This is a genomic window from Pseudomonas danubii, assembly GCF_042980055.1.
GTDB classification, from domain to species: domain Bacteria; phylum Pseudomonadota; class Gammaproteobacteria; order Pseudomonadales; family Pseudomonadaceae; genus Aquipseudomonas; species Aquipseudomonas danubii.
In genome coordinates, this window is the sequence record NZ_CP116502.1 from 709,463 (window position 1) to 724,527 (window position 15,065).

General features: G+C 61.6%; 13 protein-coding genes. 5 read left to right on the forward strand and 8 right to left on the reverse strand.

The genetic code is table 11. From position 1 onward, the window contains the following. Positions 1-25 precede the first annotated feature (25 nt). Entirely contained in the window at positions 26-2,149 is a 2,124-nt protein-coding gene (locus PFZ56_RS03355) for a bifunctional diguanylate cyclase/phosphodiesterase (protein ID WP_102881130.1), read from the reverse strand. A 319-nt stretch (positions 2,150-2,468) separates the two neighbouring features. Between PFZ56_RS03355 and PFZ56_RS03360 the strand changes: the two genes are divergently transcribed. After that, positions 2,469-3,140, forward strand: coding sequence for a polysaccharide lyase family 7 protein (locus PFZ56_RS03360; protein ID WP_102881131.1), 672 nt, complete (start codon positions 2,469-2,471; stop codon positions 3,138-3,140). 73 nt (positions 3,141-3,213) lie between these two features. Here the strand turns inward: PFZ56_RS03360 and fba are convergent, their stop codons facing one another. The 6 genes from fba to tkt all read right to left on the reverse strand — a co-directional run bounded on the left by fba (position 3,214) and on the right by tkt (position 9,547). Then, complete coding sequence (gene fba / locus PFZ56_RS03365; RefSeq protein ID WP_003229012.1) at positions 3,214-4,278, reverse strand: class II fructose-bisphosphate aldolase; 1,065 nt, start codon at positions 4,276-4,278, stop codon at positions 3,214-3,216. A 209-nt stretch (positions 4,279-4,487) separates the two neighbouring features. Continuing rightward, positions 4,488-4,817 (reverse strand): MliC family protein, encoded by a 330-nt coding sequence (locus tag PFZ56_RS03370; RefSeq protein WP_102862033.1) that lies wholly within the window; start codon positions 4,815-4,817, stop codon positions 4,488-4,490. A gap of 60 nt (positions 4,818-4,877) precedes the next feature. Further along, on the reverse strand, positions 4,878-5,099 hold the full coding sequence (locus PFZ56_RS03375; RefSeq protein WP_102881132.1) for a hypothetical protein: 222 nt from the start codon (positions 5,097-5,099) through the stop codon (positions 4,878-4,880). 32 nt (positions 5,100-5,131) lie between these two features. Further along, positions 5,132-6,295, reverse strand: coding sequence for a phosphoglycerate kinase (locus PFZ56_RS03380; protein WP_102862035.1), 1,164 nt, complete (start codon positions 6,293-6,295; stop codon positions 5,132-5,134). 17 nt (positions 6,296-6,312) lie between these two features. Further along, a complete protein-coding gene (gene epd, locus PFZ56_RS03385) occupies positions 6,313-7,392 on the reverse strand; it encodes an erythrose-4-phosphate dehydrogenase (protein ID WP_110652412.1) in 1,080 nt (359 codons plus the stop codon). Positions 7,393-7,549: 157 nt separating this feature from the next. Further along, complete coding sequence (gene tkt, locus PFZ56_RS03390; RefSeq protein ID WP_102862037.1) at positions 7,550-9,547, reverse strand: transketolase; 1,998 nt, start codon at positions 9,545-9,547, stop codon at positions 7,550-7,552. A 259-nt stretch (positions 9,548-9,806) separates the two neighbouring features. Here tkt and PFZ56_RS03395 point away from each other — a divergent pair, with 259 nt between their 5' ends. The 4 genes from PFZ56_RS03395 (at position 9,807) to PFZ56_RS03410 (ending at position 14,431) form a co-directional block, all read left to right on the forward strand. Beyond that, complete coding sequence (locus PFZ56_RS03395; RefSeq protein ID WP_102881134.1) at positions 9,807-10,802, forward strand: metalloregulator ArsR/SmtB family transcription factor; 996 nt, start codon at positions 9,807-9,809, stop codon at positions 10,800-10,802. An 18-nt stretch (positions 10,803-10,820) separates the two neighbouring features. Continuing rightward, the gene (gene metK / locus PFZ56_RS03400; RefSeq protein WP_102862039.1) at positions 10,821-12,011 is read left to right on the forward strand and encodes a methionine adenosyltransferase; all 1,191 of its coding nucleotides are present in this window, start codon (positions 10,821-10,823) and stop codon (positions 12,009-12,011) included. A 216-nt stretch (positions 12,012-12,227) separates the two neighbouring features. Next, the gene (gene ligB, locus PFZ56_RS03405) at positions 12,228-13,910 is read left to right on the forward strand and encodes an NAD-dependent DNA ligase LigB (RefSeq protein WP_170001835.1); all 1,683 of its coding nucleotides are present in this window, start codon (positions 12,228-12,230) and stop codon (positions 13,908-13,910) included. 125 nt (positions 13,911-14,035) lie between these two features. Then, positions 14,036-14,431 carry a DUF1090 domain-containing protein gene (locus tag PFZ56_RS03410; RefSeq protein WP_110652414.1) on the forward strand — a complete coding sequence of 132 codons (396 nt, stop codon included), beginning with the start codon at positions 14,036-14,038 and terminating at the stop codon, positions 14,429-14,431. A 67-nt stretch (positions 14,432-14,498) separates the two neighbouring features. Here the strand turns inward: PFZ56_RS03410 and PFZ56_RS03415 are convergent, their stop codons facing one another. After that, the gene (locus tag PFZ56_RS03415) at positions 14,499-14,948 is read right to left on the reverse strand and encodes a cytochrome c (protein ID WP_025131121.1); all 450 of its coding nucleotides are present in this window, start codon (positions 14,946-14,948) and stop codon (positions 14,499-14,501) included. Between the last annotated feature and the right edge of the window lie 117 nt (positions 14,949-15,065).

Genomic DNA, 15,065 nt, shown 5'->3' on the forward strand with positions numbered 1-15,065 from the left:
TGCAAAGAGCGCCAGTGTAGCGAATTCAGGCCGGCAACGCGCTCCAGTCAAAAGGCTGGGCAAACTGACTGGCACTGCTGGCAGTCAGGGGGCGCGCCACCAGGAAACCCTGCACGTATTCACAACCATTGGCCTTGAGCCACTCGTATTGTTCGAGGGTTTCCACGCCTTCGGCAATCACCAGCAGGCCGAACTGTTTGCACAGATCGATCACGCTGCGGGCGATGGCGGCATCTCGCGGCGAAGTCAGCAGGCGAGCGATCAGGTGCCGGTCAAGCTTGAGGGTGTCCAACTGCAGGTCACGCAGGTACGCCAGACAGCAGCTGCCTGATCCGAAATCGTCCAGGGCCACCCGCACCCCCAGCTCATGCAACTGCTGCAACTGCTTGCGGGTCTCGTCGAGGTTCTGGGTCAGTGCCGCCTCGGTCACCTCCACCTCCAGCTGACGAGGCTGCAGGCCATGGCGCAACAACACCTGGCGCAGTTCGGTTGCCAGGTTGGGCATGCCGAACTGGGTAGCGCTGAGGCTGACACCCAGCACCAGGTCCGGGCTGAATACCTGTTCCCAATCCTTGCGCTGAGCGGCGCCCTGTTGATAGATCCAACTGCCCAGGCGGCTGATCAACCGCGCCTCTTCCAACAACGGCAGAAACAGCCCGGGCGGTACATCGCCGACACTCGGGTGCCGCCAGCGCAGCAACGCCTCGAACCCTCGCAAGCGGCCATCGGCAATAGCCACCTGGGGCTGATACACCAGGGTGAACTCCTTGCGCTCCACCGCGCTGCGCACGCTTTCTTCAAGCATCAGCCGGGACCGGGCACGGCCGTTCATTTCATGGTCGTAGTAACGGTACTGCTGACGGCCGGCACGCTTGGCCTCGTACATGGCGATATCCGCCGCGCGCAACAGGCCATCCAGATTGGAACCGCAGTCAGGGTAGATGGCGATGCCAATGCTGGCCCCCAGCACCACCTCCATGCCATCGATCTGCTGGCTGATGGACAGGCGTTCGATCAGTTTTTCGGCGATTTTTGCCGCCTGCTCCGGGAAGCTCAGCTCCAGCAGGGCCGTGAACTCGTCGCCGCCCATGCGCCCGAGAATGTCGAACGAATGCAGGCATTCCTTCAACTGTTCGGAGACCCAGCGCAGCACCCGGTCACCGGCATCGTGCCCCAGGGAGTCGTTGACTCGTTTGAAGCCGTCCAGGTCCAGGTAGAGCAGGACCAGAGACTTTCCCGAGCGATCGCTGCGCAGCAGGATGTTCTCCACGGTCTGATAGAAACCGCGCCGGTTGAGCAGGCCCGTCAGCGGATCGGTAACGGCCTGGTACTCCAGCTGTTGATGCAGGTGTCGAACCTCGGACATATCCAGCAAGGTCACCACCATGGCCTTCTGTTCGCTGGGCAGGGGCGCGCAGGACAGGGCCACGCAGATCTGCTGGCCAGGGACGGTCCGCAACAGGGCGTCATGCAGACGATAGGTCTCGCCCCTGCGGTAGCAGGCGTAGAGTTCGGATTCGTTCCAGTCGGGGACGTGGGGCTTTTGCAGGTAATCGAGGAAGGGCGAGCCTTCCAGATCTTGCACCTGGGCATTGAGCAAGCGCGAGACCGCTGGATTGGCGAAGCGCACATGGCCGCCTTCGTCCACCACCAGGATGCCTTCGGCGGCGTTGTCCAACACCGCGGCGTTGAACGCTCGCGCCACCTCCAGATCATGACTGAGGTGCTGCAGGGCTCGGCGGTTGCGCTGTTGCTCCAGCAAAGCCTGGACCTTGGGCTTGAGGATCTGCGGGTCGAAGGGTTTGAACAGGTAGTCCACCGCGCCACTGGCGTAGCCCTTGATCACGGCATCCTGGGACTGCTCGTTCGCGGTGAGGAAGATGATCGGTGTCAGCCGGGTACGCTGGCTGCCGCGCATCAGTCGAGCCACCTCAAAACCATCCATGCCGGGCATCTGCACATCCAGCAGCACCAGATCCACCTCATGCTCGAGCAACAGGCCCAGGGCCTCGACACCGGAGGCAGCGGTCATCACCCGCCAGTCCTGGCGCTGCAACAGAGCACGCATGCTTAGGAGATTTTCAGGATAGTCATCAACGATCAGAAGAGTGGAGTGGCCTTCGGCCACCTCCGGATGCACGCATTCCATGCTGCTTCTCTTGCCTGTAATAAGACTGAGCGGGTGAGAAAACCTGGCTAAAACTGTGGACTCACTCTAGACCCGGATCTTGAAAAGCAGAAGCCGCCATCACGTCATCGCTCCGCCAATGGCGCCGACTCCCGACTAACGGTCACAGTTGTGCAGCATAAAAACCGGGAAGGATGGCATTTCGATATTTTGCTGACGTCAGATATCCGCCGTACGGACCTCGCCCGGCATCCGTTCTGCGTTATAAAGACGCCCGAAGAAGCGCAGGCTAAAGCCCTCGGCGACCTGCACCAGACCTTTCCTTGCGGAACCTCTCACCATGATCGATCTGGCAACCTGGAACCTCAGCGTTCCCGTCGGCAGCCCACCGGCAACCATTGACACCCCCACCCTGGTCAAAGGCTTCAAGGACCAGTACTTCCACTCCGATAGCGGCACCCTGTTCTTCTGGTCGCCGGTGACCGGATCAAAAACCGAGAACGCCATCTACCCGCGCACCGAGCTGCGGGAAACCTATTCCAACGGCACCCTGCGCAACTGGACCTATCCCGAGGCCGACAACCTGTTGTACGCCACCCTGGCAGTGAAGCAGGTGCCCTCGTCGGGCAAGATCGTCGTCGGCCAGATCCATGCCTACAACAGCACCAAGCCCCTGGTGAAAGTGGAGTACCAGTACAAGACCAGCCAGGGCAGCGGCAATGTCGTGGCCAAGGTGCGCATGCGCCCGGATGACGACGAAGGCCGGGTCATCACCGTCGCCAGGAACGTGCCTATGGATCGGGAGTTTTCCTACCTGATCCACCTGAGCCCCGGTGGTGCCCTGGGGATCAGTGCTGCGGGCTATCAATGGGATGGCCAGCTGAGCGCCACCTGGCGCGACAAGCCGCTGTATTTCAAGGCTGGCGTTTATGTCCAGGACAACAGCGGCTACACCAGCGAGGGCGGCAAGGTGACCTTCTCCAAGCTGGATATCGACCACAACAAAATCTAACCCCGTCTCTGTGCAGGAATCCCAGGCACAAAAAAGCCCGCATCGCTGCGGGCTTTCCGGATGACGCTAAGGCTTAGTTGACCTTGGCGTTCAGCTCACCCTTGAGGTAGCGCTGGAACATCGCTTCCAGGGAGATCGGCTTGATCTTCGAAGCGTTGCCGGCAGTACCGAAGGCTTCGTAACGGGCGATGCACACGTCGCGCATGGCGGTCACGGTGGCCCCGAAGAACTTGCGTGGGTCGAACTCGCTCGGGTTGGTGGCCATCAGGCGACGCATGGCACCGGTGGACGCCAGACGCAGGTCGGTGTCGATGTTGACCTTGCGCACGCCGTACTTGATGCCTTCGACGATTTCTTCAACCGGCACGCCGTAGGTTTCTTTGATGTCGCCGCCGTACTGGTTGATGATCGCCAGCCACTCTTGCGGAACCGACGAAGAGCCGTGCATCACCAGGTGAGTGTTAGGGATGCGCTTGTGGATTTCCTTGATGCGGTCGATGGCAAGCACGTCGCCGGTAGGCGGCTTGGTGAACTTGTAGGCACCGTGGCTGGTGCCGATGGCGATGGCCAGGGCGTCGACCTGGGTCTTCTTGACGAAGTCCGCAGCCTCTTCCGGATCGGTCAGCATCTGGCTGTGGTCCAGCACGCCTTCGGCACCGATGCCATCTTCTTCACCGGCCATGCCGGTTTCCAGGGAACCCAGGCAGCCCAGCTCGCCTTCTACCGACACGCCGCAGGCGTGGGCCATGGCCACGGTCTGCTGGGTGACGCGCACGTTGTATTCATAATCGGTCGGCGTCTTGCCGTCTTCGCCCAGGGAGCCGTCCATCATGACCGAGGAGAAGCCCAGCTGGATCGAGCGCTGGCAGACGTCAGGGCTGGTGCCGTGGTCCTGGTGCATGCACACCGGGATATGCGGGAACTCTTCGATCGCCGCCAGGATCAGGTGACGCAGGAACGGCGCACCGGCGTACTTGCGCGCACCGGCGGACGCCTGAACGATCACCGGGGAGTCAGTCTTGTCAGCGGCTTCCATGATGGCGCGCATCTGCTCAAGGTTGTTGACGTTGAAGGCTGGAACGCCGTAGCCGAACTCGGCTGCGTGGTCCAGCATCTGGCGCATGCTGATGAGTGCCATTGTGTGTGTCTCTCCCGGTCGAGGGTCGTTAATCGTGCAAGCCTGCCGTAGCGGCGACTGCTATTCAAGTGATTGCAGATCGGGGGTCAGCCCGCTCTGTTGTATCCGTTAAAACCAAATCTCTACAGCCCTTCAGGAACCAGTTCGCCGGTAAAGGGGCCCTTGACCTTGCACAGGTCTGGACGCCGCCTTGGCTGGCAAGCCAGCTCCTACTGGGCCTTGCAGCCGCGGCCGATCAAGTCATTGGTGGCGACCCAGTAAACCAGGCCCTCTTCACCCTTGACGTGAAACGCCAGCATGTCATCGCTGTACAGCGAACCCGAACCACTGGGCTCAAGCTTAAGGCGCCGAACCTGATCGTCGCCCCCCAGGCGCACGTCGACCGCCTTGCGGCTGTCGTCGGTGTAGCGCCAAAGCACTTGTGCCTGGCTGTCACACACCCAGGTCGTCCAGTTGTCGGGAGCCGGCGACTTGAGCAGGTTCAGGTTGGCACACCCTGCCAGCAAGCCCAGCATCGCCACGGCGATCAAACCTTTCATCGATGTTCCTCGGCTGACAGCCCACAGGCCCCAGCGCGTTGCGTTATCCAATCCGACCCGTCAAGGGCAGCCCTGTTCCCTGGTCTTTGACGGTGTCTCGTACTTCTCCAGGCCCTCTGGGCCCAGACGCTTGTTAATCACCGGCGCCGTCTCGGCCTGCCAATCGGCCTGATAGCAGCCTTTGTCCGGCTCACCGGCCTCATCGGCCGATTTTGCCTGGGGAGTGCCGGAGCACCCCGCCAGCAAAGCCGCGGCGATCAACAGTGGCAATGTCTTGACCATCAGAACACTCCTTTGCCCGGCCAACGGGAATCTCAGGCCTTGGCCCGGGCTTCCAGGACTTCAACCGCCGGCAGTACCTTGCCCTCGACGAACTCGAGGAAAGCGCCGCCACCGGTAGAAATGTAGGAGATCTGCTGGGCCACGCCATACTTGTCGATGGCCGCCAGGGTGTCGCCACCGCCAGCAATGGAGAACGCGGCGCTGTCGGCGATGGCCTGGGCCAGCACTTGGGTGCCGTTGCCGAACTGGTCGAATTCGAACACGCCTACAGGACCGTTCCAGAGGATGGTCTTGGAGGATTTCAGCAGCTCGGCGAACTGCGCGGCAGTCTGTGGACCGATGTCGAGGATCATGTCGTCAGCGGCAACATCAGCGATCAGCTTGACGGTAGCTTCGGCGCTTTCGGCGAACTCCTTGGCCACGACCACGTCCACCGGCAGCGGTACGCTGACCTTGGCGGCGATGGCTCGGGCGGTGTCCAAGAGGTCCGGCTCGTACAACGACTTGCCCACCGGATGCCCGGCAGCGGCCAGGAAGGTGTTGGCGATGCCGCCACCGACGATCAACTGGTCGCAGATCTGGCTCAGGCTGTTGAGCACATCCAGCTTGGTGGACACCTTGGAACCGGCAACGATGGCCGCCATCGGCTTGGCCGGGTTGCCCAGGGCCTTGCCCAGCGCCTCCAGCTCAGCAGCCAGCAGGGGACCTGCAGCGGCTACTTTGGCGAACTTGGCCACGCCATGGGTCGAACCCTCGGCGCGGTGCGCGGTGCCAAAAGCATCCATCACGAACACGTCGCACAGGGCAGCGTATTGCTGGGCCAATTCGTCGGCGTTCTTTTTCTCGCCCTTGTTGAAGCGCACGTTTTCGAACAGCACGATGTCGCCGGCCTTGACCTCGACACCACCCAAGTAGTCGGCCACCAGTGGCACTTCACGGCCTAGGGCGCGGCTCAGGTAATCGGCTACCGGCTTGAGGCTGTTCTCGGCAGAGAACTCGCCTTCGGTCGGGCGGCCCAGGTGCGAGCAGACCATCACCGCCGCGCCTTTTTCCAAGGCCAGCTTGATGGTCGGCAGCGAAGCCAGGATCCGCGCATCGCTGGTGACAACACCGTCCTTGACTGGGACGTTGAGGTCTTCGCGGATCAGTACGCGCTTACCTTGCAGATCGAGGTCGGTCATCTTCAACACGGTCATGGGTCGCAATTCCTGGGTTACTGTTGTTCAGAAACAGAGAGTTTAGAGTCAGAGCGTGGAGTGGCTGTTTGCAGGTAGTGCCCAGCAACATCCAGCATCCGGTTGGCAAAGCCCCATTCGTTGTCGAACCAGGCCAGGATGTTCACCAGCCGGGGGCCGGAAACGCGGGTCTGACTGGCATCGACGATCGCCGAATGGGGATCATGATTGAAATCACAGCTGGCGTGAGGCAACTCGGTATAGGCCAGCAAGCCCTTGAGCGGACCGCTGGTGGCGGCCTCGCGCAGAATCCGGTTGACCTCGGTGGCGTCGGTATCGCTCACGGTCTGCATGGTGATATCCAGGCAGGACACATTGACCGTCGGCACTCGCACAGCTTTGGCCTGAATTCGCCCGGCAAGTTCCGGCAACAAGCGCTCGATACCACGCGCCAGACCAGTGGACACCGGGATCACCGACTGGAACGCCGAACGGGTCCGACGCAGATCCTCGTGGTGATAGGCGTCGATCACCGGCTGGTCGTTCATCGCCGAGTGAATGGTGGTGATCGACACATATTCCAGGCCGATGGCCTGATCCAGCAGGCGCAACAGCGGCACACCACAGTTGGTGGTGCAGGAGGCGTTGGAGACCAGCAGCTCGGCGCCGGTCAGACACTCCTGGTTGACCCCGTAAACGATGGTCGCGTCGACATCCGCCTCGCTGGCCATCGGTTGGGAGAACAGCACCCGTGGCGCGCCGGCGTCGAGGAAACGCTGGCCGTCTGCCCGGGTGTGGTAGGCACCGGAGCATTCCAGCACCAGATCGACGCCCAGGGACGCCCAATCGATGCCTTCGGGGGTGGCACTGCGCAGCACTTTCACGCAGTTGCCATTGATATGCAGACAGTCGCCATCGACCTTCACCTCGCCGGGAAACCGGCCGTGGGTCGAGTCGAAGCGTGTCAGGTATTCAACACTGGCCATGTCGGCCAGATCGTTGATGGCGACGATCTCGAATCCAGCCGCAGCCCCCCGCTCGAACAGAGCACGCAAGACGCAACGACCAACCCGGCCGTAGCCGTTGAGTGCAACTTTATAGGGACGCGATTGAGGCATGGGGTTCTCGATCAGGCACAGGCAGACGAACTTGTTATACGCACCCCATCGCAGGAGCTGGCTTGCCAACGATCAGCGGCGTGTCAGGCAGGCCGCGAATCGCTGGCAAGCCAGCTCCTACAAAGGGATCGCGGTGGCTGGGCCACCGCGTGCTTTTTTAGTCTTCCAGCAGCTCTTCGGCCTGGCCCAGGATGTTGTCCAGGGTGAAACCGAACTCTTCGAACAAGGCCGGCGCAGGCGCCGACTCGCCGTAGGTGGTCATGCCGATCACCCGGCCTTCCAGACCCACGTACTTGTACCAGAAGTCAGCGTGAGCAGCTTCGATGGCGATCCGCGCGCTGACCTGCAACGGCAGAACCGATTGCTTGTAGCCCGCGTCCTGAGCGTCGAACACGCTGGTGCACGGCATGGAAACCACACGCACCTTGCGGCCCTGCTCAGTCAGCTTGTCGAAAGCCTGGACCGCCAGGCCCACTTCCGAACCGGTGGCGATCAGGATCAGCTCAGGCTCGCCTGCGCAGTCTTTCAACACGTAGCCACCGCGGCTGATGTCGGCGATCTGCCCGGCATCACGGGTTTGGTGCTGCAGGTTCTGGCGGGAGAAGATCAGCGCCGATGGGCCGTCCTTGCGCTCCAGGGCGTACTTCCAGGACACCGCCGATTCCACGGCATCGGCTGGGCGCCAGGTGTCGAGGTTCGGGGTACTGCGCAGGCTGGTCAGTTGCTCGATCGGCTGGTGAGTCGGGCCGTCTTCGCCCAGACCGATGGAGTCGTGGGTGTAGACATGGATCACCCGCTGCTTCATCAGCGCCGACATGCGCACGGCGTTGCGTGCGTATTCCATGAACATCAGGAAGGTCGCGCCGTAAGGCACCAGGCCACCGTGCAAGGCAACGCCGTTCATGATGGCGGTCATGCCGAACTCACGCACGCCGTAATACATGTAGTTGCCGCTGGCGTCTTCAGCGCTGACGCCCTTGCAGCCTTTCCACAGGGTCAGGTTGGAGCCGGCCAGGTCAGCCGAGCCGCCGAGGAATTCAGGCAGCAGCGGGCCGAAGGCGTTCAGGGTGTTCTGGCTGGCTTTACGGCTGGCGATGGTTTCGCCCTTGGCCGCGACTTCAGCGATATAGGCATTGGCCTTCTCGGCAAAGTCCGCGGGCAGATCGCCCGCAAGGCGACGTACCAGTTCATTGGCTTCGGCAGGGAACGCAGCGGAGTAGGCAGCGAAACGCTGATCCCACTCGGCTTCCACGGCGCGACCGGCTTCCTTGGCGTCCCACTCGGCGTAGATGTCGGCCGGGATTTCGAACGGGCCATGGTTCCACTTCAGTGCAGCGCGGGTCAGGGCGATTTCCTCGGCACCCAGTGGTGCGCCGTGGCAGTCTTCCTTGCCCTGCTTGTTCGGCGAACCGAAACCGATGGTGGTCTTGCAGCAGATCAGGGTCGGCAACGGGCTCTTGCGCGCGGTGTCGATGGCGGTCTTGATCTCTTCCGGATCGTGGCCGTCGACGTTGCGGATCACTTGCCAGTTGTAGGCTTCGAAACGCTTGGGCGTGTCGTCGGTGAACCAGCCTTCGACTTCACCGTCGATGGAGATGCCGTTGTCATCGTAGAAGGCGATCAGCTTGCCCAGGCCCAGGGTACCGGCCAGGGAGGCTACTTCGTGGGAAATGCCTTCCATCATGCAGCCATCACCCAGGAATACGTAGGTGTGGTGATCAACGATGTCGTGACCTGGACGGTTGAACTGCGCCGCCAGGACCTTTTCCGCCAGGGCGAAGCCCACGGCATTGGCCAGGCCCTGACCCAGTGGGCCAGTGGTGGTTTCCACACCCGGGGTATAGCCGAATTCCGGGTGGCCCGGAGTGCGGCTGTGCAGTTGGCGGAAGTTCTTCAGGTCATCGATCGACAGGTCGTAGCCGGTCAGGTGCAGCAGCGAGTAGATCAGCATCGAGCCGTGACCGTTGGACAGCACGAAGCGGTCACGGTCGGCGAAGGATGGATTGCTCGGGTTGTGCTTGAGGTAGTCACGCCAAAGTACTTCGGCGATATCCGCCATACCCATGGGGGCACCTGGATGGCCGCTGTTGGCTTTTTGCACGGCATCCATGCTGAGGGCACGAATGGCGTTGGCACGCTCACGACGGCTGGGCATCGCTGATCTCCTGAGGATTGAATAAAACGAAACGGAAAAAAGGCCTGCATTTTCCCTCAGGCGTCTGGCGGGGGCAATGACAGATAGTCACTCAGGCATGTTTTTCCCAAGGATAAGCACTCAATCCACTGGAGAAACCCGCTCGCCGTTCGTTGACAAGGCAACGAACGGCTCTGGCAAAGGCCCCTGCAACAGCAATATCAAAAAGTTTTGATATTGCTGTTGCAGGGCTTTGCAGGCACCTCTAGACTGCGCCCCTATGAACCTGCACGCACCCTCCATTGAGCATGACGATTGCGACGAACTGGCCGCCCTGTGCAAGGCCGGCGGCGATCCTCTGCGGCTCAATGTATTGCGCGCACTGAGCAACGACTCGTTCGGTGTACTGGAACTGGCTCAGATCTTCGCCATCGGCCAGTCCGGCATGAGTCACCATTTGAAGGTCCTGGCCCAGGCCAACCTGGTGGCGACTCGCCGTGAAGGCAATGCGATTTTCTATCGCCGCGCCCTGCCCCATACCGAACTCCTGGGGGGCAAGCTTCACGCAGCACTGCTGGACGAAGTGGACCAGGTGCGGCTGCCGGCGGATGTCCAGGGCCGGATCGGCCTGGTGCACCGGCAACGGGCCGCGGCCAGCCAAGACTTTTTTTCCCGGGTGGCGGAGAAATTCCGCGCCCAGCAGGACCTGATCGCAGGACTGCCCCAGTACCGCGACAGTGTTCTCGCGCTGCTGGACCAGCTGAGTTTCAAGCCAATGGCCACGGCCATTGAAGTGGGTCCCGGTGACGGTGGATTTCTCCCTGAACTGGCCCGACGCTTTGCCCAGGTAACTGCTCTGGACAACAGTCCGGCAATGCTTGAACTGGCGCGCCAGCTGTGTGAGCGCGAAACATTGGCTAACGTCAGCCTGCAATTGGCCGATGCATTGGATGGCGTGCCACTGACGGCCGATTGCGTAGTGCTGAATATGGTCCTGCACCATTTCGCCGCACCGGCCGAAGCCATCAAGCAGATGGCCCGATTGCTGCAACCAGGCGGCAGCCTGTTGGTAACAGACTTGTGCAGCCACAACCAGAGTTGGGCCAAAGAGGCTTGCGGCGATCTCTGGCTAGGGTTCGAACAAGATGATTTGGCCCGCTGGGCCAGCGCTGCGGGACTGACTCCCGGGGAAAGTCTCTATGTAGGCTTACGTAATGGTTTCCAGATCCAGGTCCGCCACTTTCAGCGACCGGCTGGCGACACTCACCATCGGTAAATTTAGGAAACTCTCGAGATGAGCGAATACTCCCTTTTCACCTCCGAGTCCGTGTCTGAAGGGCATCCGGATAAAATCGCCGACCAGATTTCCGATGCGGTGCTGGACGCCATCATTGCCCAGGACAAGCATGCCCGCGTCGCGGTGGAAACCCTGGTCAAGACTGGCGTGGCCATCGTCGCTGGCGAAGTCACTACCACTGCCTGGGTCGACCTGGAACAGATCGTCCGTGACGTGATCTGCGACATCGGCTATACCAGCTCGGACGTCGGCTTCGACGGCGCCACCTGCGGCGTGATGAACATCATTGGCAAGCAGTCCCCCGACATCAACCAGGGCGTTGACCGCGCCAAGCCTGAAGATCAGGGCGCCGGCGACCAGGGCCTGATGTTCGGCTACGCCAGCAACGAAACCGCTGCGCTGATGCCGGCGCCGATTGCCTTCTCCCACCAACTGGTCCATCGCCAGGCTGAAGCCCGCAAATCGGGTCTGCTGCCATGGCTGCGCCCGGACGCCAAGTCCCAGGTCACCTGCCGCTATGAAAACGGCATCGTGGTCGGTATCGACGCCGTGGTGCTGTCGACCCAGCACAACCCGGAAGTGTCCTACAACGACCTGCGTGAAGGCGTGATGGAACTGATCGTCAAGCACGTGCTGCCAGCCGAGCTGCTGCACAAGGACACCCAGTTCCACATCAACCCGACCGGCCAGTTCATCATCGGTGGCCCGGTGGGCGACTGCGGCCTGACCGGCCGCAAGATCATCGTCGACAGCTACGGCGGCATGGCCCGTCACGGCGGTGGCGCGTTCTCCGGCAAGGACCCATCCAAGGTTGACCGTTCCGCCGCTTATGCCGGTCGCTACGTGGCCAAGAACATCGTTGCCGCCGGCCTGGCCGAGCGTTGCGAGATCCAGGTGTCCTACGCCATCGGCGTGGCGCAACCGACTTCGATCTCGCTGAACACCTTCGGCACCGGCAAGATCAGCGACGACAAGATCGTCAAGCTGGTACGCGAGCACTTCGACCTGCGTCCTTACGCGATCACCACCATGCTTGACCTGCTGCACCCGATGTACCAGGAAACCGCGGCCTACGGTCACTTCGGCCGTGCCCCACAAACCAAGACCGTGGGTGAGGACACCTTCACCACCTTCACTTGGGAAAAAACCGACCGCGCCGACGCCTTGCGCGCTGCTGCCGGCCTGTAAGCTTCACCTGGCAACATCCAAAGCCCCGCCCGGCTCGCCCGGCGGGGCTTTTTTGTGGCTGAAGGTTTCCTTGCAAAGCCAGCCGACAACCGTCGATACAGGGCCCTGCGCCATTGACGACGAGTTTTGGCGCCCGATGAAACACCCGGCAAACACCTTCGTCCAAGCCCACAGCCAATCCCCTCTAGCCTTTAGCGCATGCCCATCAGAGCAAGGATGCTCCCCATGCTGCCAAGACTCTTCCTGCTGCTTCTGGCCCTCGCCGCTCTACCCGCTCAGGCCCAATGTCCTGACTGGCCAACGTCCCAGGCCAACCTGGAAATCACCGCCCTGCAACAACAGCTCAAGAACTGGGATACCCGCTACCACCGGCACGGCCAATCGCCTGTAGCCGACGAGCTCTACGACCAGTCCCGTCAGCGCCTGGCCAACCTGCGGCACTGCTTTCCACAGATTCCCGTGACTGCGGACCGGCCGTTGCTCGACGCCCGGGGCAGCATCCCCCACCCTATTGCTCACACCGGAGTGGAAAAACTCCCCGATGACAATGCCGTCCAGCTCTGGCTAAAAGGTCGCGAAGGTGTTTGGGCGCAACCCAAGATCGACGGCGTGGCCGTGACCCTGATCTACCGCCAGGGTCGCTTCCACCAGGCGTTAAGTCGGGGTGACGGCCTGCTGGGCCATGACTGGAGCGCCAGCGCCCGTCAGATCCCGGCCATCCCCAAACAATTGCCACAGCCCGTGGACCTGCTGCTGCAAGGGGAGCTGTATCAACGACTGGAGCAACACATCCAGTCCCGCGCGGGCAGCCTCAATGCTCGCAGCCGGGTCGCCGGATGGCTGGCACGCAAACACCTGTCGAGGGCAGAAGCACAGCAGATCGGCCTGTTTGTCTGGGACTGGCCCCAAGGCCCCGCCATCTTGAGTGAACGCCTGGAGCAACTGGCGCAACTGGGTTTTCCCGAGGGCGGTGAATACAGCCGGCCCATCACCGGGTTCAGCGAAGCTCGACTATGGCGGGAGCACTGGTACCGCTCACCCCTGCCCTTCGCCAGCGACGGCATCATCCTGCGGCAGAGCCAGCGCCCGGCCGCCGAGCGCTGGCAGGCCAAAGCGCCGCACTGGATCGCCGCGTGGAAATATCCCTACGCCCAGGCCCTGGCCCATGTGCGTCAGGTGCGATTCCGCATCGGCCGCACCGGACGCATCACCCCTTTGCTGGATATCGAGCCTGTCACCCTCGACGACCGACAGATCCGTCGCGTCAGCGTCGGCTCGCTACAACGCTGGCGGGCACTGGATATAGCGCCCGGCGATCAGGTGGCCATCAGCCTTGCCGGACTGACCATTCCGCGCCTGGAGAGCGTGGTACTCAGGAGCCCGCAACGCCAGGCCATCCAGGCTCCGGCCCAGGAGGACTTTCATGGCTTGAGCTGCTGGCAGCCATCTCCCGGTTGCGAGAGTCAGTTTCTCGCGCGGCTGACCTGGCTCAGCAGCAAACAGGGCCTGGACCTGCAGAATATCGGCGAGCGAACCTGGAGCAGGCTGATTGAAACAGGGCGTATCAAAGGCCTGTTGGATTGGCTGACCCTGGATCAGGCGGAGCTTGCTAACATTGCCGGCTTCGGCAAGCGCAGCAGCTCTCGTTTACTCGAGAGCCTGCACCGGGCAAGACAGCAACCCTTCCCTCGCTGGCTGAAATCCCTGGGGCTGCCACCCAGTGGCTCAGCTGACCTGAGCGGGCCATGGCAAACCCTGGCGCTGAAAAGCAGCCAGGACTGGCAGGACGAGGCAGGAATAGGAGCGGAACGTGCTGCGCAACTGACGGCATTCTTTCGTGATCCACAGGTACTGGCCCTGCGTGCCACCTTGAGCGAAGCAGGTATCGAAGGTTTTTAATCCATCATCCTGGGGCGCAGGTTGAACCACCCAGGCGGGATTGGGTTCCAACACCCCACTCCCGATGCCAGCGTCAATATTTTAATTGGTTATTTTTTGATCTTTTTTTCCACCTGGAGCCTTCCATGAAACTGTTTCCATCCCTCGCTGCCTTGACCCTGTGCAGCCTGATGAGCGCGCCCCTGCTGGCCGCCGAACAAGCTCCGCAACTGACCGGTTGTGCCGCCAAGCGCCAAGCGATCATGACCCAGATTGAACAAGCCAAGGCTCATGGCAATAGCAATCAGCAAGCCGGCCTGGAGCGCGCCCTGAGTGAAGTCAGCGCCCACTGCACCGATGCCTCGCTGAAGAAGGATCGGGAAAACAAGGTGCTGGAAGCCAAGCACGAAGTCAGCCGGCGCCAGGCCGATCTGGAAAAAGCCATGAAGAAAGGCGACTCGGAGAAGATCAACAAGCGCAAGGACAAACTCGCCGAATCCCGCAAGGAACTGCAGCAAGCCCTGGACGAGCTGGACAAGTAAGCGGCGCTTGTCGTGGCGAGGGGGACTGCTCCCTCGCCAGCGCAAAACACCTTGTCAGAACCGCCACTCAGTGATTGCGGAATTCTTTGTGACAAGCACTGCAGACATCCTCGACCTTCTGCACTGCCGGCCCCAGGTTACTGGCCTTGTAAGGCTGGACCTGGCTGATGGTCACCAGTTCGCCGGTGGCCGCCTCCAGGTTGCGTGCCAGCTCCTGGAATCGCGCCTGCTTGCGCCAGACGTCATCGGTGGCGCTGGTGTGATCTTCTTCCTTGACCTCGGGGAAGTGCTTCCAGGGTTCATGGGACAGGCTGTCGAGCTTGACCGCACCTTCGGCAAAACGCGCACCGTCGAAAGGAATCCGCCCACGCAGCATGCCCCCCAGGTCCTCGCCGGTCTTGAGCATCTGTTTGAAGATCGCCTTGCGCTGACCCAGGGGAGAGTTGGGATCGACACCGCCACAGGCGGAAAGCGTCAGGCAGGCCAGCAATACAACAGAAAGTCTTTTTAGCGTCATGGTGGCTTCAGGTCAGGTCACGGAAACGGCGGCCAGTATCCTCGCCTCCCCGGCAAACACCAATAGCCCTATTAACAATAGAGGTTGCCCACTGCCACCCAGTCTGTGGATAACCCT

What these genes read in the sequence shown, in the direction of transcription:
- PFZ56_RS03355 (WP_102881130.1), bottom strand. Translation starts at nt 2,149, where the DNA reads ATGGAATGCGTGCATCCGGAGGTGGCCGAAGGCCACTCCACTCTTCTG.
- PFZ56_RS03360 (WP_102881131.1), top strand. Translation starts at nt 2,469, where the DNA reads ATGATCGATCTGGCAACCTGGAACCTCAGCGTTCCCGTCGGCAGCCCA.
- fba (WP_003229012.1), bottom strand. Translation starts at nt 4,278, where the DNA reads ATGGCACTCATCAGCATGCGCCAGATGCTGGACCACGCAGCCGAGTTC.
- PFZ56_RS03370 (WP_102862033.1), bottom strand. Translation starts at nt 4,817, where the DNA reads ATGAAAGGTTTGATCGCCGTGGCGATGCTGGGCTTGCTGGCAGGGTGT.
- PFZ56_RS03375 (WP_102881132.1), bottom strand. Translation starts at nt 5,099, where the DNA reads ATGGTCAAGACATTGCCACTGTTGATCGCCGCGGCTTTGCTGGCGGGG.
- PFZ56_RS03380 (WP_102862035.1), bottom strand. Translation starts at nt 6,295, where the DNA reads ATGACCGTGTTGAAGATGACCGACCTCGATCTGCAAGGTAAGCGCGTA.
- epd (WP_110652412.1), bottom strand. Translation starts at nt 7,392, where the DNA reads ATGCCTCAATCGCGTCCCTATAAAGTTGCACTCAACGGCTACGGCCGG.
- tkt (WP_102862037.1), bottom strand. Translation starts at nt 9,547, where the DNA reads ATGCCCAGCCGTCGTGAGCGTGCCAACGCCATTCGTGCCCTCAGCATG.
- PFZ56_RS03395 (WP_102881134.1), top strand. Translation starts at nt 9,807, where the DNA reads ATGAACCTGCACGCACCCTCCATTGAGCATGACGATTGCGACGAACTG.
- metK (WP_102862039.1), top strand. Translation starts at nt 10,821, where the DNA reads ATGAGCGAATACTCCCTTTTCACCTCCGAGTCCGTGTCTGAAGGGCAT.
- ligB (WP_170001835.1), top strand. Translation starts at nt 12,228, where the DNA reads ATGCTCCCCATGCTGCCAAGACTCTTCCTGCTGCTTCTGGCCCTCGCC.
- PFZ56_RS03410 (WP_110652414.1), top strand. Translation starts at nt 14,036, where the DNA reads ATGAAACTGTTTCCATCCCTCGCTGCCTTGACCCTGTGCAGCCTGATG.
- PFZ56_RS03415 (WP_025131121.1), bottom strand. Translation starts at nt 14,948, where the DNA reads ATGACGCTAAAAAGACTTTCTGTTGTATTGCTGGCCTGCCTGACGCTT.